This is a genomic window from Ideonella margarita, assembly GCF_038066635.1.
Lineage (GTDB): Bacteria > Pseudomonadota > Gammaproteobacteria > Burkholderiales > Burkholderiaceae_C > Ideonella > Ideonella margarita.
Genome location: NZ_JBBUTI010000001.1, coordinates 140,720 through 161,773, shown reverse-complemented (window position 1 = coordinate 161,773; position 21,054 = coordinate 140,720). Strand labels below are relative to the sequence as shown.

Genomic DNA, 21,054 nt, shown 5'->3' with positions numbered 1-21,054 from the left:
CATGACGACCCATCGCTTTCTTTCCGCTGCGCGCCGCGCCCGTCTGCCGCGCCTGGTGCCGCTGGCCCTGGCCCTCAGTCTGGCTGGTCAGGGCAGCGGCCTGCATGCGCAAGGTGCCGAAGCCGCCGACCCGCCGATGCCCACCACCCGGGCCCGTGCGCCGGTGACGCTGAATTTCGTCAATGCCGATATCGAGATGGTGTCGCGGGCCATCGGCGCCATGCTGGACCGCCAGATCCTGGTAGATCCGCGCGTCAAGGGCCAGGTCACGATCACCAGCGAAAAGGCCCTGCCGCCGCAGGAAGCCTGGCGCAGCTACCTGGCCGCGCTGCGTGGCCTGGGCTTCACGGTAGTCGAAAACGCCGGCCTGCTGAAGGTGGTGCCGGAAGCCGAAGCCAAGCTGCAGGCAGGCACGGTGGCCATCGGTGCGCCGACGGCGCGGGGCGACCAGATCCTGACCCAGATCTTCCGTCTCAACCACGAGAACCCGAACAACCTGGTGGCCGTGCTGCGTCCGCTGATCAGCGCCAACAACACGATCAATGCCAACCCGGGCAACGGCACGCTGATCATCACCGACTACGCCGACAACCTGCAGCGTCTGGGCAAGATCATCGCCGCGCTCGACCAGCCGGCCGCGTCGGAAGTGGAAGTGATTCCGGTGCGCCATGCCCTGGCTGCCGACCTGGCGCCGCTGGTGCAGAAGCTGACGGAAAGTGCTGCCGCAGCCGCCGTGCCGGGCGCTGCGAACACGACGGCGGCGGCCACCTCGGTGATGGTCGAGCCGCGCAGCAATTCGCTGATCCTTCGCACCGCCAACCCGACCCGCATGGCGGCTGCCAAGGCGCTGATCGCCAAGCTCGACCGCGCGGTTGATGGCGGCGGCCCGGCCGGCAACATCTGGGTCGTCTACCTGAAGAACGCCGATGCGGTGAAGCTGGCCGAAGTGCTGCGCGCTGCCATGGCCAGCGGCAGCGGCACCGGCAGTGGTGCCGGCAGCAGCGGCAGCGGCCTGTCCAGCGGCGGCGTGTCGGCCGCGCGCCCGAGCGGCGTGAGCGGCGCCACCGCCGGCATGACGGGCAACACCGGCGGCGCCAGCAGCTCGGCGGCCACCACGCCGGTCTCGGCATCGGCCAGTCCGTCCACCGGCGGGCAGATCCAGGCCGATCCGGCCACCAACTCGCTGATCATCTCGGCGCCGGAGGCGGTGTATCGCCAGATGCGCCAGGTGATCGACAAGCTCGACACCCGCCGCGCGCAGGTTTACGTCGAGACCATGATCGTCAAGGTCGACGCCGAGAAGGCCGCCGAGTGGGGCATCCAGTGGCAAGGCGCGCTGGGCAGCAGCAACTCCAGCGTGGTCGGCGTGGGCGGCACCAACTTCGGCAGCGGCGGCAACAACCTGCTGAACCTGTCGCTGACGGGTGTGACCAGCAGCAGCTCTTCGTCCACCTCCACCAGCGTGTCGCTGCCGGGGCAGGGCCTGAACTTCGGCCTGTTCCGCAAGATCAACGGCGTCTACACGCTGGGCGCGCTGGCCCGATTCCTGGAAACCAATACCGGCGCGAACATCCTGTCGACGCCGAACCTGGTGGCGCTGGACAACGAAGAAGCCAAGATCGTCATCGGCTCGAACGTGCCGTTTGTCACCGGCAGCTTCACCAACACCGGCACCAGCGGCGGCTCGGTCAATCCGTTCCAGACGGTCGAGCGCAAGGACGTGGGCATCACGCTGCGCATCAAGAGCCAGATCGGCGAAGGCGGCACGGTGCGCATGACGGTGTTCCAGGAGAACTCCTCGCTGCGCACCGACAACAACGCCATCACCGACAAGAGCTCGATCGAGACCACCGTGGTGGTCGACGACGGCCAGACCATGGTGCTGGGCGGCTTGCTCAAGGATGAATATGGCGACGCCGAAGGCCGCGTGCCCGGCCTGGGCAGCCTGCCGATCGTCGGCGGCCTGTTCCGCAACGACGCCCGCAAGCGCGTGAAGAGCAACCTGATGCTCTTCCTGCGCCCGGTCGTGATCCGCAATGCCAACTCGGCCGATGCGCTGACGGTGGACCGTTACGACGCCATCCGCGCGCTGCAGACCAACAGCCAGCCGGCGCAGAGCATGGTCACCGAAGTCAACAGCTCGCCGGTGCTGCCGGAGCGCCTGCCGAACGGCCGCAACCTGACCCGCCCGCTGCAAGGCCAGCCCCAGACCGACAGCCAGGACGGCAGCGCCGTTCCAGCGAACTGACAGCATGGCCCAGCGACACCCCTTGCCCTACGCCTTCGCCAAGGCGAACACGCTGCTGCTGGAAGACGACGGCCGGCAGTTGCTGCTGCGCATGGCGCCGACCACGCCGCGCAGCGCGCTGACGGAAGTGCTGCGCATCTACGCGGTCGACCGCATCGAGCGCGAAGACGGCGCCGAACTGTCGCAGCGCCTGGCCGCGGCCTATGCCGGTGGTGAAGCCAGCGCCGCGTCGGTGATCGGCGAAGTGGAAAGCGCCGTTGATCTGTCGCGCATGATGCAGGAGCTGCCGGCGGTCGAAGACCTGCTGGAAGCAGCCAACGACGCGCCGATCATCCGCATGCTGAACGCGCTGCTGACGCAAGCCGCGAAGGACGGCGCCAGCGACATCCACATCGAGGCCTACGAGCGCAGCTCCAGCGTGCGCTTCCGCGTCGACGGCACGCTGCGCGAAGTGGTGCAGCCGAACAAGGCGCTGCACGCCGCCCTCATCAGCCGGCTGAAGATCATGGCCGAGCTCGACATTGCCGAGAAGCGCCTGCCGCAGGACGGCCGCATCAGCCTGCGCATCGGTGGCCGGGCCATCGACGTGCGGGTGTCGACGCTGCCCTCGGCCCACGGCGAACGGGCGGTGCTGCGCTTGCTCGACAAGAGCGAATCGCGCTTCACGCTCGAAGGCTTGGGCATGGACGGCGAGGTGCTGACCGCCTTCGACAAGCTGGTGCGCCAGCCCCACGGCATCGTGCTGGTGACCGGCCCGACCGGCTCCGGCAAGACCACCACGCTGTACGCGTCGCTGGGCCGCCTCGACACCGCCACCACCAACATCCTGACGGTGGAAGACCCGGTGGAATACGACCTCGCCGGCATCGGTCAGACGCAGGTCAATGCCAAGATCGACCTGACCTTCGCCAAGGCCTTGCGCGCCATCCTGCGCCAAGACCCGGACGTGGTGATGATCGGCGAAATCCGCGATTTCGAGACGGCGCAGATCGCCATCCAGGCCTCGCTGACAGGCCACCTGGTGCTGGCCACCGTGCACACGAATGACGCGCCCTCCACCGTGGCACGTCTGATCGACATGGGCGTCGAGCCCTTCCTGCTCAGCTCCAGCTTGCTTGGCGTGCTGGCGCAGCGCCTGGTGCGCAAGTTGTGCCCGCATTGCAAGACCGTGGACGACCAGGGCCGCTGGCATCCGGTGGGCTGCCCGGAATGTGGCCACACGGGCTACAAGGGCCGCACCGGCGTGTACGAGCTGATGGTGGTGGACAACGCCGTGCAAGGCCTGATCCACAGCCGCGCCGCCGAGAGCGAGATCATAGCCGCGGCCAGCGCCAGCGGCATGCGCTCGATGCGTGAAGACGGCGAGCGCCTGGTGCGCGAAGGCATCACCTCGCTGGAGGAAGTGATGCGCGTGACGCGCGACTGAGCCCCCCATGACCGCATTCAAGTTCGAGGCGCTGGACGCCGCCGGCAAGACCAGCACCGGCCTGATCGAGGCCGACCATGCCAAGGCCGCACGCGCCGCCGTGCGCGCCCAGGGGCTGGTGCCGCTGTCGGTCTCGCCCGTCAGCAGCTCGGACGCCGGCACCGGCCAGATGCGCTTCAGCCGCCGCGCCTTCAACGCGGCGGGCCTGACGGTGTGGACGCGGCAGCTGGCAGGTCTGGTGGGCTCCGGCCTGCCGCTGGAGCGGGCACTCACGGCTCTGGCCGACGAATGTGAACACCCGGGGCAGCGTGAGCTCATCGCCCACCTGAAGAGCGAAGTGAATGCGGGCAGCCCGTTCGCGCGCGCTCTCGGTTCAGCCCCACGCGAATTTGATGATGTGTACCGCGCCGTGGTCGCCGCCGGTGAGGCCAGCGGCGCCCTGGGCGTGGTGCTGGAAAAGCTCGCCGATGACCTGGAAGAACGGCAGGCGCTGAAGGCCAAGCTGATGGGCGCGATGCTGTATCCGGCGATCGTGTCCCTGATCGCGGTGGTGATCGTGGCCTTCCTCGTCACCTATGTGGTGCCGCAGGTGGCCTCGGTGTTCAACAACGGCAAGCGCGCCTTGCCGGGTCTGACCGTGGCCATGCTGGCCCTGAGTGACTTCGCGCGCAGCTACGGTCTGCTGGTGCTGCTGGGCCTGGGCGCAGGCGGCGTGGGCTTGTCGTTCGCGCTGCGCAACGAGGCCTTCCGCGAACGTTTTGATGCCGGCCTACTGCAGGTGCCGCTGTTCGGCCGCCTGACCCGCGGCTACAACGCCGCCCGCTTTGCCGGCACGCTGGCCATGCTGGCCGGCGCCGGTGTGCCCATTCTGAAAGCCCTGCAAGCCGCCGCCGAAACCCTGGGCAACCGCGCCATGCGCGCGGATGCCATGGACGCCCTGGTGCAGGTGCGTGAAGGTGCTCCGCTGGCCGCAGCACTGGCCGGCAAGAAACGCTTCCCCGGCCTGCTGGCCATGTTCAGCCGCCTGGGTGAACAGACCGGCCAGCTGCCCGTGATGCTGGACCGCGCCGCACGCCAGCTGGGCAATGAAGTCCAGCGCCGCGCCATGGCCCTGGCCACCATTCTTGAGCCGCTGCTCATCGTCGGCATGGGCCTGATGGTGATGGCCATCGTGCTCGCGGTACTGCTGCCCATCATGCAGCTCAACACCTGGGTGAAATAGTCACAAAACTGAGAGTGAATGGCGGCGTAACACGCCCCTGCAAACCCGCTGATCAGGGTTACCCCAGACAGCCTCTGCACTGCAGAGCGCCTACAGTGGAGGTCTTGTTTTCGAACGGTCGTGCTTTTTACGCGCGACCACCTCTCCAGGAGACCCCATGACCCCGATCCGCAATCGCACTTTTGCGCTCGCCAGCCTGGCCTTGGCGGCCGCACTCACCGCCTGCGGCGGCGGCGGTGCAGACACCACCCCCCGTGCCAATGTCACCAGCCTGAAGGTCATGGGCGACAGCCTCGCCGACGTCGGCACCTTCGGCATCAAGTTCACCATCCAGGGCAACGACATCTACCCGGAACGCGTGGGCAAGCAATTCGGCCTGACCGGCCAGTGCAGCTTCTTCAAGTTCAACGGCTCGACCTTCATCGCCAACCCGACCCCGGGCTGCACCAACTACGCCATCGGCGGCGGCGTGATCAACGCCGCAGGCAGCGGCATGAGCGCTGCTGATCCGCGCGGCATCGCCGTGCAGTTCGCCACGGCCGCAGCCGGTGGCAACTACACCGCTGGCGACCTGCTGCTGGTGGACGGTGGCGGCAACGACGCTGCCGCCCTGGTCGGCGCCTACCTGAAGGCCTCGACGGACGGCGGCGCCGCCTACGTGGCGATGCTGGGCACGGTGCTGACGCCCGCCCAGGTGGCCACGGCTGCAGCCGGCGGCAGCGCTGGCCTGGCCACCGCGGGTGCCACCTACATGACGGCCCTGGCCGACAAGTTCTACGACATCATCAATGCCCAGGCCCTGAGCAAGGGCGCGCAACGCGTGGCCCTGCTGAACATGCCCGGCATCACCAACACGCCGCGCTTCCAGATGGTGCTTGACAGCATCGCTGCAGCGTCTGGCGGCGGCACCACGGGCGCCACCGCCCGCGCCAAGAGCGAAGCCCTGTTCAAGAGCTGGATCGAAGCCTTCAACGCCGAGCTGGACAAGCGCGCTGCCGGCGACGCCCGCGTGGCCGTGGTCGACTTCTACACCGAGTTCAACAACCAGGTCATGTACCCGGCCCAGTTCGGCATGACCAACGTCAAGACCCCGGCCTGCCCGATCACCGGCGTCGGCTCTGACGGTCTGCCCACCTACACCTTCGCCACCTGCACCGACGCAGCGCTGGCCGCCGCGCCGCCGACGGGCGAGACCGGCACGAGCTGGTACAAGACCTGGGGCTTCTCCGACAGCTTCCACCCGACGCCCTACGCCCACCAGCTGACCTCGCAGCTCATTTCCCGCACGCTGGCTCGCGCCGGCTGGCTCTGATCCGTGCGCTACCCGGAGACACCCATGGCATTCCGTACCTCTTCCCTCCTCTGCGCAGCCGCCGGCCTGCTGCTGGCCGGCGCCGCCCAGGCGCAATCCGCCGGTGCCCTGATCGGCCGCATCAGCGTCACCCAGATCTCGCCGGACGTGACCAGCGGTGACCTGTCGTCGCCGTCGTTCATCGGCACCAAGATCGACGTGAACAGCAACACCCAGCCCACCGCTGGCGTGACCTGGATGTACACCGACAACATCTCGTTCGACCTGCCGCTGGCCCTGGGCTTCAAGCACGAGATCGTTGGCGCGGGCGGCATCGCCGGCGTTGGCAAGATCGGTGAAGTCAAGGCGCTGCCGATGACGCTGCTGGCCCAGTACCGCTTCTTCAGCCCGACCGACAGCATCCGCCCGTACGTCGGCCTCGGCCCGACCTACGCGAAGTTCTACAAGGCACGCGGCACGGCCACGCTGACCGGTCTGACCGGCGGCTCGCCCACGACCCCGACCACGCTGAGCATGCAGTCGAAGTTCACCGTCAGCGCCCAGGCTGGCGTGTCGGTGGCCATCGACAAGCGCTGGGGCATTGACGCCGCCGTGCTGTACACGCCGCTGAAGACCCGCGGCACGCTGTCGACCGGCCAGACCATCGACGCCAAGCTGAACCCGATGGTCTACACCGTCGGCGTGACCTACCAGTACTGATACGACCGGCTCAACGCACCCCAACCCGCCGAGGCTTCTGCCCGGCGGGTTTTTTTGTGCCCGTCGCGTCCGGCCGCCCGAGGCGTTGAAGCAAGGGCGTAATGCGGCACCTTCCGGCCCCTGTTCGAGGCATGCCACCCCCGGCACTCTGCTGCAATGAAGTCACTGGCTTTCCTGTTGGAGGTGTCTGATGACGATGTCGAACGACCTGGTGCCCATGGGCACCGCCACCATCCCGATCGCCCGCCTGCGGCAGGTCTACCGCATGGGCGACGTCGAGCAAAAGCTCAACAAGCTGCCTGCCAATGAACACGACAGCCTGCGCAACACCTACGAGCGCATGCTGGAGCTGGGCCCCGAACGCTTCCAGGTGAAGCCGTCCGGCCTGCCGGCGATGGAGCACCTCTACGACGAGCTGCCGAACTTCCACCCGGTGCTCGATGACGTGAAGCGGCAACTGGCGCTGTGCGAACACAGCCGTGACGCGCTCGACATCACGCCGATGCTGCTGCTCGGCCCGCCCGGCGTGGGCAAGACCCACTTCGCCCGCGAACTGGCGCAGTTGCTGGGCACGGGCATGGGGTTCATGAGCATGAGCTCGCTGACCGCCGGCTGGGTGCTGTCAGGCTCCAGCAGCCAATGGAAAGGCGCCCGTCCGGGCAAGGTGTTCGACACCTTGGTCGACGGCCGCTACGCCAACCCGGTGATGGTGGTGGACGAGATCGACAAGGCGCGGGGCGAGCATGCCTACGACCCGCTGGGCGCGCTCTACAGCCTGCTGGAACACGACACCGCCGAGACCTTCGTGGATGAATTCGCCGAGGTGCCGATCGACTGCAGCCAGGTCATCTGGGTGGCCACAGCGAATGACGCGCGCAGCATCCCCGATCCCATCCTCAACCGCATGAACGTGTTCGAGGTGGAAGCACCCGACGCGGACGCCGCACGCGCCATCGCCCGCCGCCTGCACCACAGCATCCGGCAGAGCCATGCCTGGGGCGAGCGGTTTGATGCCGAGCCCTCCGCCGAGGTGCTGGACCGCCTCGCCCAACTGGCGCCACGCGACATGCGCCGGGCCTGGATGACGGCCTTCGGCAATGCCCAGCTCGATGGCCGCGGCACGCTGCTGGCGAAAGACCTGCCCAGCCCCGCCGGCCGCCGACAGCAGATCGGCTTCATGCACTGAGGCCCATCCCTCAGCGCCCGGCCGGGCGGCTCTATGATCAGCGCATGGGAGCCTCACTCGACGGGCGGCTGGTGGTCGCCATTTCATCGCGCGCGCTGTTCGATTTCGAAGAAGAGAACCGCGTCTTCGAAACCGGCGACGACCGCGCCTACATGCGGCTGCAACTTGAGCGCCTCGACGTGCCGGCACCGCCCGGCGTGGCGTTTTCACTGGTGCGCAAGCTGCTCGCCTTCAACACCGAGGGCCGGCCGCGCGTGGAGGTGGTGATCCTGTCGCGCAACGACCCCGCGTCTGGTTTGCGGGTATTCCGCTCGGCGCGCCACTACGGGCTGGCGATCGAGCGTGGCGCATTCACCCGCGGGGCATCGCCCTGGCGCTACCTGAAGCCTTTGCGCGCCCACCTGTTTTTGTCTACCGACGAATCCGATGTGCGCTCGGCGCTGGCTGCGGGCGTGCCGGCCGCGCGGGTGTTGCCGGAAGCGGCGCATGCCTCGGCGGCCCACCCGGACGAAGTGCGCATCGCCTTTGACGGCGACGCCGTGCTGTTCTCCGATGAGGCCGAGCAGGTGTTCCAGCGCGACGGTCTGGTGGCCTTCCAGGCGCATGAAGCCCAGCGGGCCGCCACCCCGCTGCCCGCCGGCCCCTTCAAGCCGCTGCTGGAAGCCCTGCACCGCCTGCAGCAAGACCCCGACGCGCCGCTGCGGGTGCGCACGGCGCTGGTGACGGCCCGCAGCGCGCCGGCGCATGAGCGCGCGGTGCGCACGCTCATCGACTGGCAGATTGGCGTGGACGAAGCGCTGTTCCTAGGCGGTCTGCCCAAGGGCGAGTTCCTGCGGGAGTTCGAGCCCGACTTCTTCTTTGATGACCAGACCGGCCATGTGCAGTCGGCCGCGGCGCACGTGCCGGCGGGCCATGTGGCGGCCGGTGTGGCGAACGCGGGCTGACCCACCGCTGCCACCCTGAGCCCGACTCAGCCGCCCCGCACGTGCACCTTCACCAGCGTGAACACGGTGCCCTGGCCCGGCGTGGCAGTCACCTCCAGCACCCGCTGCTGGCGCTTGGTGCCCACCTTCAGCACCCGCTCGGTGGTCTGGGGCTTGTCGTCATCGCAGCGCACGGGGGCCTCGCCGCTGTCGTTGCCCCCGTTGCGCCGGGCGGTGGCCCTGCCTTCGGCTGAAGCGCAGTCCAGCACCGCACCGAAGCGCGCCATCGCGGGTTGGTAAAACGCCAGCACCTGCTCGGGCGTGTCGCTGGTGACGTACTTGGCCACCGCCACCTTCACCCCGAACGAGCCGGCGAAGATGTTGATGAAGGCCGAGTCGCTGTCGCCCTGGTCAGTGCTCTTGCGGCCCTTTTCCACCCAGGGCCTGGCGCCAGGGTAAGCAGGCAGGTCGGTGTCGGCGGCGCTCGCCTCCGGCTGCACGCTGATGCCAGCCTTCCAGCCGCCGGGCTCCGCGGCCTTGGAGGGCAGCGGCCAGACCATGCCGATGCACAGCGCCACGCCCACCAGCGCCAGCGCCCGGGCCCACAACGGTGAGCGGGCCAGCCACGTCGGGCGCCGGGTGTGAATGACGGGTGGATAGGTGCGCTGCGGCATGGCGGGTCTCCTCGATGTGTGTGGGCAGCCACAAAGGCTGGCCGCATGTTCGGCGTTTCGAGGGGCCCGCACCAAGCCGCGGGCGATGAACTGCACAGGCGCCACGACGAATTGCGCCAAGGGGCGACAATCCGCGCCACGCTCGGGCCTGCCCGCGGCGGCCTACCCGGCCGGCCGCGGCGCCTTCTCTCTTTTCGCACACGGGTGATCCTCTTGAATCCTGCGACCTCTTCGTCCCCCGCCCTGCAGCATCCCGCCGGCCTGAAGGTGATCTTCATGGCCGAGATGTGGGAGCGCTTCAGCTACTACGGCATGCGCGCCCTGCTGGTGGTCTATTGCGTGAATGCGCTGGGCCTGCAACGCGCCGATGCGCTGGCGCTCTACGGCCTGTACACCGGCCTCGTCTACCTGACCCCGCTGGTGGGTGGCGCGCTGGCGGACCGCTGGCTGGGCACCCGGCATGCCGCGGTGATCGGTGGCGCCATCATGATGCTCGGCCACTTCGCGATGGCCTTCGAGCCGCTGCTGCACCTGGCCCTGGGCCTGCTGGTCATCGGCAACGGTTTCTTCAAGCCCAATACCAGCGCGCTGGTGGGCATGCTGTACGCGCAGGACGATCCGCGTCGGGCCGGCGGCTACACCATCTTCTACATGGGCGTGAACGTCGGCGCCTTCCTCGCGCCGCTGGTGGCGGGCACGCTGGGGCAGACGGTGGGCTGGCACTACGGCTTCGCCAGCGCCGGCGTGGGCATGGCGCTGGGCCTGGTGGTGCTGCTGCGCTGGCAGCACCTGCTGGGTGATGCGGGTTTGCGGCCCGGGCAGCCGCCCATGGGTTGGCGCGATGTGCCGAAGGTGATCGCCTTCTGCATCGGCGCTGCCGTGTTCACGATGGCCGTGCTGGGCATCAACGCCCTGATGCCGGGCGTGCCGACCTGGATGAAGCTGGTGGGTGGTGTGGCGCTGGTGGCCGCCGCCCTGTGGTTGCCTGATCAGCTCGGCAGCGCCAAGGCCAGTGCCCCGCCGCCGCTGACGGCCGCCGAGCGTGGCCGCGTGCTGGGCATCTGCGTGGTGGTGTTTTTCGTCATCTTCTTCTGGATGGGCTTCGAGCAGGCCGGTGGTTCGCTCGCCCTGTTCGCCGACCAGCAGACCGACCGCCACGCCTTCGGCTGGGAAATCCCGTCGAGCTGGTTCCAGTCGATCAACCCGGCGGTCATCGTGCTACTGGCACCGGCCTTCTCGACGCTGTGGACGCGGCTCGATGCTTCGCGTTTCGCGCTGTCCGAGCCGGCCAAGCAAGGCCTGGGCATGATCGTGCTGGGCCTGGGTTTCGTGGTGATGGCCTCGGCGCAGACCCAGGCCGAGCTGCACGGCACGGTCGGCCCGCAGTGGCTGGCCATCGTCTACACCCTGCACACCATCGGTGAGCTGATGCTCTCGCCCGTGGGCCTGGCGCTGGCCTCGCGCTTTGCCCCGGCCCGGCTGGGCGGCTTGCTGATGGGCGCCTGGCTGGCCGCCACGGGCGTGGCCAGCTACCTGGCTGGCTCACTCGAAACCATGCTGGCCGGCAGCGGCATTCCGCCGTACGTGTTCCTGTTTGGCTCGTCGTTTGGCGCGGGCGCGGTGCTGCTGTTGCTGTCGCCATGGCTGAACCGCCTGCTGATGCGTCGGGATTGACGCAGCGCCGGGTTCGGCCCGCTTGATCGGGCCGGCTCAGTCGGGCGCGTAGGCCCGCAGCGCGGCCAGGTCAAGCACCCGCAGGCCGCCGTAATCGATGCTGATCAGGCCCCGCGCCTGCAGCGATTTCAAGGCCTGGTTCACGCGCTGGCGTGACAGGCCCACCAGGTAAGCCAGCTCCTGCTGCGTGATGCGCAGCAGCTGGCCCACGCCGGGATACAGCACCGGGTGGAACAGGGCGGCCAGGTTGCGCGCCACGCGCGTGTCGGGGTCGTTCTGACGGTCGGTTTCGCGCGCGGCAATGAACTGGCCGAGCCGCTCATTCAGCTGGTTCAGCACGAAGCGGTTGAAGGCGATGCTGGTGTCGAGCAGCGCATGGAAAGCCTCGATCGGCAGGCCAGCCACCGCGCTCTGCCGCAGGGCCTCGATGTTGTAGCGGTAGGGCTCGCGCTTGAGCAGCGTGCCTTCACCGAACCAGGCCCCGGGCGGTACGCCGGTGAAGGTCACGGCCGGGCCCTGGCCGGGGTTGTTGCTCATTTTCAGCAGCCCTTCGACCACCCCGAACCAGTAGGTGGCGGGCCGGCCGATGCGGCAGATCACGTCGCCGGGTTCGGCATTGGCAATCACGATCTGGCGCCGCGCCGCAGCGCGGTCGGCCGGGGCCAGCACGGCCAGCCAGGGCACACCCGCCAGCTCGTCCTCGGTGGGGGTGCGGGCGCGTTCGCGCAGGGGTTTTGCTGAGTCGGCCATGGGGTGCGCTTGGGGGTTCCGGCTGCGCTTGTCGCTGCCAGCGCTGACGCCAGCCTTGCAACAGGGGGCGGGGAAAGTCCGCCCCGGGCAGACCCTGAAATTGTCGTCCAACCGACAACATGGCGTCAAACGGCGCCCTAGTATCCGGTCCATCACAGGATGAATCGCTGCTGCCCGCGTCGGGCTGACAGCGCCACCGGAGACAGCGCTCGTGCCCACCAACTTCGTGCGATTGATGCTCGATCACGCCAGCCAACGGCCCCAGGCCCCGGCCCTGCGTGAGAAGGAATACGGGATCTGGCAAACCACCACCTGGGCAGAGCTGTCCGTGCTGGTGAAGCGCCTGGCAGCGGGGCTGGCCTCCGCCGGCCTGCAGCGTGGCCAGCACATCATCGTGGTGGGCGACAACCGCCCCCGCCTGAACGCCACCATGCTCGCCGCGCAGGCACTGGGGGCCGTGCCGGTGCCGCTGTACCAGGATGCGGTGGCGGCCGAATTCGTGTTCCCGGTCACCAACGCCGAAGTGCACTTCGCGGTGGTTGAAGACCAGGAGCAGGTCGACAAGATGCTGGAGGTGCGCGAGTCGTGCCCGGCACTGGCACGCATCTGGTACGACGACCCGCGCGGCCTGCGCAAGTACGACGAGCCCGGCCTGGGCTCGATCGACAGCCTGGCCGAAGCAGGCGATGCCTGGATGGCGCAGCACCCCGGCTTCTTCGAGCTGGAGGTCGCCAAGATCAAGCCCGGCGACGTGGCCGCGATGTTCTTCACCTCGGGCACCACCGGCAATCCGAAGGGCGTGGTGCACACCCACCACTCGCTGCTCGACCGCGCCGCCACCGGCCAGCGCTTCGACAAGCTCACGGCCGACGAAGAGGTGCTGGCCTACATGCCGCCCGCCTGGATCGGCCAGAACATCTTCAGCTACGGCCAGTGGCTGACCTGCGGCTACGTGGTGAACTGCCCCGAGTCCGCCGCCACGGTGGGCATCGACCTGAAGGAAATCGGCCCGACGTACTACTTCGCGCCGCCCCGCATCTTCGAGGGCATGCTGACCACGGTGATGATCCGCATGGAAGACGCCAGCGCCATCAAGCGCGGCTTGTTCCACCACTTCATGGCGCTGGCCCGCCGCGTCGGCCCCGACCTGATGGACGGCAAGTCCATCGGCCTGCTCGACCGCCTGCACTACGCGCTTGGCAACCTGTGCATCTACGGCCCGCTGCGCAACACGCTGGGCATGAGCCGCGTGCGTGTGGCCTACACCGCCGGTGAGGCCATCGGCCCCGACCTGTTCACCTTCTACCGCTCGATCGGCATCAACCTCAAGCAGCTCTACGGCTCGACCGAAACCGCCGTGTTCGTCTGCCTGCAGCCTGACAACGAAGCGCGCTCCGACACCGTGGGCGTGCCGGTGGAAGGCGTGGAGATCAAGCTGACCGACAGCGGCGAGCTGCTGGTGAAGTCGCCCGGCCTGCTGAAGGAGTACTACAAGAACCCGGCCGCCACCGCCGAGGTGCTGACCGCCGACGGCTGGTACCACACGGGCGACGCCGGCTTCATCGATGGCAACGGCCACCTGAAGATCATCGACCGCGCCAAGGATGTGGGCCGGCTGATGGGCGGCGCAAACGACGGCGCGATGTTCGCCCCCAAGTACGTCGAGAACAAGCTGAAGTTCTTCCCCTACGTGAAGGAGGCCGTGGCCTTCGGTGACAAGCGCGAGCGCGTGTGCGCCTTCATCAACATCGACTTCGAGGCCGTGGGCAACTGGGCCGAGCGCCGCAATCTCTCGTACGCCGGCTACACCGACCTGGCCCAGAAGCCCGAGGTGTATGAGTTGCTGCGCGAGTGCGTGGAGCAGGTGAACAGCGACCTGGCGCGCGACACGCTGCTGGCCGGCACGCAGGTGCACCGCTTCCTCATCCTGCACAAGGAACTCGACGCCGACGACGGCGAGATGACCCGCACCCGCAAGGTCAAGCGCGGCTTCATCAACGACAAGTACAGCGTGCTGGTCGATGCGCTCTACGAGGGCAAGACCGAGCAGTTCATCGAGACCGTGGTGAAGTTCGAGGACGGCCGCAGCGGCAAGGTCAGCGCCACGCTGAAGATCACCGACGCCAAGCACTTCCCGGCGCCTGCCGCGCAGAAAGCAGCCTGACATGACGGACAAGAAAATCGGCGACGTCATCCTGGACGTCCAGAACATCAGCCTGCGCTTCGGTGGCGTGAAGGCCCTGACCGACATCAGCTTCAACGTGCGCGAGCACGAGGTGCGCGCCATCATCGGGCCGAACGGCGCGGGCAAGAGCTCGATGCTGAACTGCATCAACGGCGTCTACACGCCGCAGGAAGGTCGCATCACCTTCCGGGGTCAGGCGTTCTCGCACATGAACTCGCGGCAGGTGGCAGAGATGGGCGTGGCCCGCACCTTCCAGAACCTGGCGCTGTTCAAGGGCATGAGCGTGATCGACAACATCATGACCGGCCGCAACCTGAAGATGAAGACCAACATCTTCCAGCAGGCCATCCGCTGGGGGGCGGCCGAGCGCGAGGAAAGCGCGCACCGCGAGTTCGTCGAGCACATCATCGACTTCCTCGAAATCCAGCCGCACCGCAAGACGCCGGTGGGCCGCCTGCCCTACGGTCTGCAGAAGCGGGTCGACCTCGGCCGCGCGCTCGCCATGGAGCCGCAGGTGCTGCTGCTCGACGAGCCGATGGCCGGCATGAACGTGGAAGAGAAACAGGACATGTGCCGGTTCATCCTCGACGTGAATGAAGAGTTCGGCACCACCATCGTGCTGATCGAGCACGACATGGGCGTGGTGATGGACATCTCCGACCGCGTCGTGGTGCTCGACTACGGCAAGAAAATCGGCGACGGCGCGCCCGACGAGGTGCGCGCCAACGAGGACGTGATCCGCGCCTATCTGGGCACCTCGCACTGACGCTACCGGAGCAACACCATGGGATTTTTCCTTGAAACACTCTTCGGCGGCCTGATGGCGGGCATGCTGTATTCGCTGATCGCGCTCGGCTTCGTGCTGATCTTCAAAGCCTCCGGCGTCTTCAACTTCGCGCAGGGCGCGATGGTGCTGTTCGCCGCGCTGGCGATGGCCCGCTTCTCGGAGTGGGTGCCGGCGCTGCTGGGCTTCGACAACAAGGTCGTCGCCAACCTGATCGCCTTCGTGCTGGCCATGGGCTGCATGATCATCGTGGCCTGGGTCATCGAGCGCTTCGTGCTGGGCAAGCTGGTGAACCAGGAAGGCATCACGCTGCTGATGGCCACGCTGGGCATCACCTACTTCCTCGACGGCTTCGGCCAGACCATCTTCGGCTCCGACATCTACAAGATCGACGTGGGCATGCCGAAGGACCCGATCTTCCTGATGGAGTCGACCTTCCCGGGCGGCATCCTGATCGGCTCGGAAGACCTGATCGCCGCGGGCATCGCCGCTGCGCTGGTGGTGGCCCTGGCCGTCTTCTTCCAGAAAACGGCGACCGGCCGGGCGCTGCGCGCCGTGGCCGACGACCACCAGGCCGCGCAGTCGATCGGCATTCCGCTGAACCGCATCTGGGTCATCGTGTGGTCGGTGGCGGGCTTTGCCGCGCTGGTCGCCGGGATCATCTGGGGCTCGAAGCTGGGTGTGCAGTTCTCGCTGTCGCAGGTGGCCCTGAAGGCGCTGCCGGTGGTCATCCTGGGTGGGCTGACGAGCGTGCCCGGCGCCATCATCGGCGGGCTGCTGATCGGTGTGGGCGAGAAGCTCTCCGAGGTCTACATCGGCCCGCTGCTGGGTGGCGGCATCGAGATCTGGTTCGCCTACGTGATGGCGCTGGGCTTCCTGCTGGTGCGGCCGCAAGGGCTGTTCGGCGAAAAGATCATCGACCGCGTCTGAGCGCGAGCGCAGAAGGAGAACAACATGCTCTACCGCGAAAACGGCCAGTTCAAGACCAGCTACCGCGCTGACCAGCAGATCTTCCCGATCCTGCAGGACCGCGTCGTCATCGGTCTGCTCATCGCCTTTGCCTTCTTCGCCGTGCCGATGATGGCCAGCGAATACATGTACCGCGCCATCCTGGTGCCGTTCCTGATCCTGTCGCTGGCGGCCATCGGCCTGAACATCCTGGTGGGCTACTGCGGCCAGATCTCGCTGGGCACCGGCGCCTTTATGGCCATCGGGGCCTACGGCGCCTACAACTTCATGGTGCGCATCGAGGGCATGCCGCTGCTGGCGGCCCTGGTGCTGGGCGGCGTGTGCGCCACGGTGGTGGGTGTGCTGTTCGGCATCCCGTCGCTGCGCATCAAGGGCCTGTACCTGGCGGTGGCCACGCTGGCGGCCCAGTTCTTCACCGACTGGAGCTTCCTGCGCATCAAGTGGTTCACGAATGATTCGTCGTCGGGCTCGGTCAGCGTGTCGGGCCTGAAGCTGCTGGGCTGGAACATCACCACCCCGCTCGACAAGTACCTGTTCTGCCTCGGCTTCGTGATCGTCTGCGCCTGGCTGGCCAAGAACCTGGTGCGCAGCCACATCGGCCGCGAATGGATGGCCATGCGCGACATGGACGTGGCGGCCGCCGTCATCGGCATCCGCCCGATCTACGCCAAGCTCACCGCCTTCGCCGTCAGCTCATTCTTCGTCGGCATGGCCGGTGCGCTGTGGGGCTTCGTGCACCTGGGCTCCTGGGAGCCGGCAGCCTTCTCGATCGACCGCTCGTTCCAGCTGCTGTTCATGGTGATCATCGGTGGCCTGGGCTCGATCATGGGCAGCTTCTTCGGCGCGGCCTTCATCGTGATCCTGCCGATCGCGCTGAACCAGATCCCGGCGGCGATGGGCATTCCCATCAGCACCGCACTGGCCTCGCACCTCGAAGCCATGATCTTCGGCGCCCTGATCGTCTTCTTCCTGATCGTCGAGCCGCATGGCCTGGCGCGGCTGTGGTCGACGGCCAAGGAAAAGCTGCGTCTGTGGCCCTTCCCGCACTGAGCTGCACTTGGCCGCACCGACCCGCAACGAGTTCAAAACACCGGGCCCCACGAGGCCCGGGCCTGTAGTCCCGGCACTGACGAGTGCTTCTTTCCACCCTCTGGAGGCAGACATGATGAAGTTCAAGACCCTGGCCCAAACGGCCCTGCTGGCAGCAGCCGGCTTCGCGGCCGTGGCCACGTCCCCGGCCTTTGCCCAAGCGAAGGAGCAGTTCTTCCCGGTGCTGGTGTACCGCACCGGCGCGTACGCCCCGAACGGCGTGCCGTTCGCCAATGGCTACGTCGATTACCTCAAGCTGGTGAATGCCCAGGGCGGCATCAACGGCGTGAAGATCACGTTCGAGGAATGCGAAACCGGCTACGCCACGGACCGCGGCGTCGAGTGCTACGAGCGCCTGAAGGGCAAGGGCGCGACCGTGTTCCAGCCGCTGTCCACCGGCATCACCTTCGCGCTCACCGAGAAGGCCCCGGCCGACAAGATCCCGCTGATCACCGCCGGTTATGGCCGCAGTGAAAGCGCCGACGGCGGCGTGTTCAAGTGGAACTTCCCGCTGCTCGGCACCTACTGGGTGAACGCCGACGTGCTGGTGCAGCACATCGCCAAGAAGGAAGGCGGGCTGGACAAGCTCAAGGGCAAGAAGATCGCGCTGGTTTATCACGACAGCCCGTTCGGCAAGGAGCCGATCCCGGTGCTGCAGGAACGCGCCCGCACCCACGGCTTCGACCTGCAACTGCTGCCGGTCACCGCCCCCGGCGTCGAGCAGAAGGCCACCTGGCTGCAGGTGCGCCAGAGCCGTCCGGACTATGTCTTCCTGTGGGGCTGGGGCGTGATGAATTCGGCCGCGCTGAAGGAAGCCGTGGCCACCGGCTACCCGCGCGAAAAGATGTACGGCGTGTGGTGGGCCGGCGCCGAGCCGGACGTGAAGGACGTGGGCGACAACGCCAAGGGCTACAACGCCGCCGCCATGCAGCACGGCGCCCAACCCGATGCCAAGGTGGTGCAGAACATCATGGCCCAGGTGCATGCCAAGGGCCAGGGCACGGGCCCGAAGGAAGAAGTCGGCTCGGTGCTCTACATGCGCGGCATGCTGTCGGCGATGCTGGGTGTTGAAGGCGTCAAGCGCGCACAGGAGCGCTTCGGCAAGGGCAAGGTCATGACGGGTGAACAGACCCGCTGGGGCCTGGAGAACCTGGCCCTCGACCAGAAGAAGCTCGACGCCCTCGGCTTCGCTGGCGTGATGCGTCCGGTGTCCACCTCCTGCGTCGACCACATGGGCTCAGGTTGGACCCGCATCCACACCTGGGACGGCAAGAAGTGGGGCTTCACCTCTGACTGGTACGAAGGTGACCAGCAGATCCTGAAGCCGATGGTGAAGGCCGCTGCCGACAAGTACGCCGCCGAGAAGAAGCTGGAACGCCGTACCCCGGCCGACTGCCAATCCTGATACGCGCCTGAGCGCATCCCCGGGGCCCGCGAGGCGGGCCCTCTTGCCAGCATCGCCGTGCGGTGCTGCCAAGAGACACGAAGGGTCTGAGCATGAGCACACCGAACATCCTGTTGAACGTCAACGGCATCGAAGTCATCTACAACCACGTCATTCTGGTGCTCAAGGGCGTGTCCCTGCAGGTGCCCGAAGGCCAGGTGGTGGCCCTGCTGGGCGGCAATGGCGCGGGCAAGACGACCACGCTGCGCGCGGTGTCCAACCTGCTGGCCGGCGAGCGCGGCGAAGTCACCAAGGGCTCGATCGAGCTGCGCGGCGAGCGCATCGAGAAGCTCAGCACCTCCGACATGGTCGACCGCGGCGTGGTGCAGGTGATGGAGGGCCGGCACTGCTTCGCCCACCTCAGCATCGAGGAGAACCTGCTGACCGGCGCCTACACCCGCACCGACGGCAAGGCCGCCGTGGCGCAGACGCTGGAGAAGGTCTACAACTACTTCCCGCGCCTGAAGACCCGGCGCACCAGCCAGGCGGCCTACACCTCGGGCGGTGAGCAGCAGATGTGCGCCATCGGCCGCGCCTTGATGGCGAACCCGAAGATGGTACTGCTCGACGAGCCCAGCATGGGCCTGGCGCCGCAGATCGTGGAAGAAGTGTTCGAGATCGTGAAAGACCTGAACACCAAGGAGCGCGTCACCTTCCTGCTGGCCGAGCAGAACACCAACATCGCGCTGCGCTATGCCGACTACGGCTACATCCTGGAGAACGGCCGCATCGTGATGGACGGCGCCGCCAAGGACCTGCGCGAGAACGAGGACGTGAAGGAGTTCTACCTCGGCATGGGCGGCGGAGACCGCAAGAGCTTCAAGGACGTGAAGAGCTACAAGCGCCGCAAACGCTGGCTGGCTTGAGACGACACGCCATGAGCGACGACCTCGGCGACTTCTTCATCCCCGCGCCGGCCTTCAAGCCGGACGAGGCCCTGCAACGACTGCGCCGTGATCTGCGCGAAGCCGGCCTGACCGAGCGTGCCGGCGCCTTCGAGCGCCGCGGCTTGCCGCTGGTGAAGGCGGTGGTGGCGGGCAACACGCTGGTGGTGTCGCTGGCGGAGCGCCCCAGCCGCAGCCCGGTGTGGCGCGACAAGGTGCTGAAGGACAGCGCCCAGCTGCGTGACCAGCTCACGCAGATCAAACAGCAACTGAGCACCTGGAGTGACCGCGATGAGTGAGTTCTACGACGCCCTCGAGCAGCGTGACCCTGCCGTGCGCGAGGCCGCGCTGCTGGCCGCCCTGCCGGCCCGCGTGGCCCATGCCCAGGCGCGCAGCAGCGCCATGGGTGAGTTGCTGGCGGGGGTGAACGCCGCCGCCATCACCAGCCGCGACGCTCTGGCGCGCCTGCCGGTGGTGCGCAAGCACGAGCTGCTGGAGCGCCAGCAGCACAGCCGCCAATCCGGCCCGGGCGGCGACCCCTTCGGCGGCTTCTCCGCCATTGGCTGGGAAGGCTTGAAAGCCTCGCGCGGTGCCCGCCGCGTGTTCCAGTCGCCCGGCCCCATCTATGAGCCCGAAGGCACCGCCGCCGACTACTGGCGCATGGCCCGCGCCATCTGGGCGGCCGGCTTCCGCCCGGGTGATCTGGCGCATTGCAGCTTCAGCTACCACCTCACGCCGGCCGGCTCGATGATGGAAACCGGCGCGCACGCCATCGGCTGCACCACCTTCGCAGGTGGCGTCGGCAATACCGAGCTGCAATTGCAGGCCGTGGCCGAACTGGCGCCGCAGGGCTACATCGGCACGCCGAGCTTTCTGAAGATCCTGATCGACAAGGCCGCTGAGGGCGGCGTGAATGTGGCCGGCATGCGCAAGGCGCTGGTGTCCGGTGAGGCCTTCCCGCCCAGCCTGCGCGACTGGCTGCTGGAACGCGGCGTGGCGGCTTACCAGGCCTATGCCACCGCTGATCTGGGCCTCATCGCCTACGAAACCTCGGCCCGCGAAGGGTTGGTGATTGACGAAGGCGTGCTGGTGGAAATCGTGCGCCCCGGCACCGGTGACCCGGTGCCCGACGGCGAAGTCGGCGAGTTGGTGGTGACCACGCTGAACCCCGACTACCCGCTGATCCGCTTCGGCACGGGTGATTTGTCAGCGGTGCTGGCTGGCCACTGCCCGACCGGCCGCACCAACCGTCGTATCAAGGGCTGGATGGGCCGGGCCGACCAGACCACCAAGGTGCGGGGCATGTTCGTGCACCCGGGCCAGGTGGCCGAGGTGGGCCGACGCCATCCGGAGCTGGGCCGGCTGCGCCTGGTGGTGGAAGGCGAAATGGCCAACGACCGCATGACGCTGAAGGTTGAACTGGGCCAGGTGCCTGAAGGGCTGGCCGAGCGCGTGGCGCACAGCGTGCGCGACATCACCAAGCTGCGCGCCGACGTGGTGTGGTGCACACCGAACAGCCTGCCGAACGACGGCAAGGTGATTGAGGACGCCCGCAGCTACCAGTGAACCCGTGCGTCAGGCTGGC

General features: G+C 67.6%; 18 protein-coding genes. 16 read left to right on the top strand and 2 right to left on the bottom strand.

Annotated features, from left to right (window positions below; all coding sequences use genetic code 11):
• Position 1 precedes the first annotated feature (1 nt).
• From gspD to AACH00_RS00740, 7 genes are all read left to right on the top strand, one after another.
• Entirely contained in the window at positions 2–2,248 is a 2,247-nt protein-coding gene (gspD, locus tag AACH00_RS00770; RefSeq protein ID WP_341397031.1) for a type II secretion system secretin GspD, read from the top strand.
• Between the two features lie 4 nt (positions 2,249–2,252).
• The gene (gspE, locus tag AACH00_RS00765; RefSeq protein WP_341397030.1) at positions 2,253–3,674 is read left to right on the top strand and encodes a type II secretion system ATPase GspE; all 1,422 of its coding nucleotides are present in this window, start codon (positions 2,253–2,255) and stop codon (positions 3,672–3,674) included.
• Between the two features lie 7 nt (positions 3,675–3,681).
• Positions 3,682–4,896 (top strand): type II secretion system inner membrane protein GspF, encoded by a 1,215-nt coding sequence (gspF, locus tag AACH00_RS00760; protein WP_341397029.1) that lies wholly within the window; start codon positions 3,682–3,684, stop codon positions 4,894–4,896.
• Between the two features lie 157 nt (positions 4,897–5,053).
• A complete protein-coding gene (locus AACH00_RS00755) occupies positions 5,054–6,208 on the top strand; it encodes an SGNH/GDSL hydrolase family protein (protein WP_341397028.1) in 1,155 nt (384 codons plus the stop codon).
• Positions 6,209–6,232: 24 nt separating this feature from the next.
• The gene (locus AACH00_RS00750) at positions 6,233–6,907 is read left to right on the top strand and encodes an OmpW/AlkL family protein (protein ID WP_341397027.1); all 675 of its coding nucleotides are present in this window, start codon (positions 6,233–6,235) and stop codon (positions 6,905–6,907) included.
• A gap of 190 nt (positions 6,908–7,097) precedes the next feature.
• Positions 7,098–8,093: an AAA family ATPase gene (locus AACH00_RS00745; protein WP_341397026.1), complete on the top strand. Its 996-nt coding sequence runs from the start codon at positions 7,098–7,100 to the stop codon at positions 8,091–8,093.
• Between the two features lie 44 nt (positions 8,094–8,137).
• Positions 8,138–9,037, top strand: coding sequence for a 5'-nucleotidase (locus AACH00_RS00740; protein WP_341397025.1), 900 nt, complete (start codon positions 8,138–8,140; stop codon positions 9,035–9,037).
• 26 nt (positions 9,038–9,063) lie between these two features.
• On the opposite strand, the gene AACH00_RS00735 is transcribed toward AACH00_RS00740, so the two are convergent.
• Positions 9,064–9,690 (bottom strand): hypothetical protein, encoded by a 627-nt coding sequence (locus AACH00_RS00735; RefSeq protein WP_341397024.1) that lies wholly within the window; start codon positions 9,688–9,690, stop codon positions 9,064–9,066.
• A gap of 213 nt (positions 9,691–9,903) precedes the next feature.
• Here AACH00_RS00735 and AACH00_RS00730 point away from each other — a divergent pair, with 213 nt between their 5' ends.
• A complete protein-coding gene (locus tag AACH00_RS00730; RefSeq protein WP_341397023.1) occupies positions 9,904–11,364 on the top strand; it encodes a peptide MFS transporter in 1,461 nt (486 codons plus the stop codon).
• A 36-nt stretch (positions 11,365–11,400) separates the two neighbouring features.
• Here AACH00_RS00730 and AACH00_RS00725 read toward each other — a convergent pair whose 3' ends face one another.
• Positions 11,401–12,114, bottom strand: coding sequence for a Crp/Fnr family transcriptional regulator (locus AACH00_RS00725; RefSeq protein WP_341397022.1), 714 nt, complete (start codon positions 12,112–12,114; stop codon positions 11,401–11,403).
• Between the two features lie 211 nt (positions 12,115–12,325).
• Here AACH00_RS00725 and AACH00_RS00720 point away from each other — a divergent pair, with 211 nt between their 5' ends.
• The 8 genes from AACH00_RS00720 to AACH00_RS00685 all read left to right on the top strand — a co-directional run bounded on the left by AACH00_RS00720 (position 12,326) and on the right by AACH00_RS00685 (position 21,035).
• Positions 12,326–14,278 (top strand): AMP-dependent synthetase/ligase, encoded by a 1,953-nt coding sequence (locus AACH00_RS00720; RefSeq protein WP_341397021.1) that lies wholly within the window; start codon positions 12,326–12,328, stop codon positions 14,276–14,278.
• A 1-nt stretch (position 14,279) separates the two neighbouring features.
• Positions 14,280–15,065 carry an ABC transporter ATP-binding protein gene (locus AACH00_RS00715; protein ID WP_341397019.1) on the top strand — a complete coding sequence of 262 codons (786 nt, stop codon included), beginning with the start codon at positions 14,280–14,282 and terminating at the stop codon, positions 15,063–15,065.
• An 18-nt stretch (positions 15,066–15,083) separates the two neighbouring features.
• Complete coding sequence (locus AACH00_RS00710) at positions 15,084–16,013, top strand: branched-chain amino acid ABC transporter permease (RefSeq protein ID WP_341397018.1); 930 nt, start codon at positions 15,084–15,086, stop codon at positions 16,011–16,013.
• A 24-nt stretch (positions 16,014–16,037) separates the two neighbouring features.
• The gene (locus tag AACH00_RS00705) at positions 16,038–17,102 is read left to right on the top strand and encodes a branched-chain amino acid ABC transporter permease (protein ID WP_341397017.1); all 1,065 of its coding nucleotides are present in this window, start codon (positions 16,038–16,040) and stop codon (positions 17,100–17,102) included.
• Positions 17,103–17,217: 115 nt separating this feature from the next.
• Positions 17,218–18,546: an ABC transporter substrate-binding protein gene (locus AACH00_RS00700; protein WP_341397457.1), complete on the top strand. Its 1,329-nt coding sequence runs from the start codon at positions 17,218–17,220 to the stop codon at positions 18,544–18,546.
• Positions 18,547–18,638: 92 nt separating this feature from the next.
• Positions 18,639–19,451 carry an ABC transporter ATP-binding protein gene (locus AACH00_RS00695; RefSeq protein WP_341397016.1) on the top strand — a complete coding sequence of 271 codons (813 nt, stop codon included), beginning with the start codon at positions 18,639–18,641 and terminating at the stop codon, positions 19,449–19,451.
• Between the two features lie 11 nt (positions 19,452–19,462).
• On the top strand, positions 19,463–19,768 hold the full coding sequence (locus AACH00_RS00690; RefSeq protein ID WP_341397015.1) for a hypothetical protein: 306 nt from the start codon (positions 19,463–19,465) through the stop codon (positions 19,766–19,768).
• Positions 19,761–21,035, top strand: a complete 1,275-nt coding sequence (locus tag AACH00_RS00685; protein WP_341397014.1) for a phenylacetate--CoA ligase family protein — start codon at positions 19,761–19,763, stop codon at positions 21,033–21,035. The genes AACH00_RS00690 and AACH00_RS00685 overlap by 8 nt, the downstream gene beginning before the upstream one ends.
• The last annotated feature ends 19 nt before the right edge of the window (positions 21,036–21,054 follow it).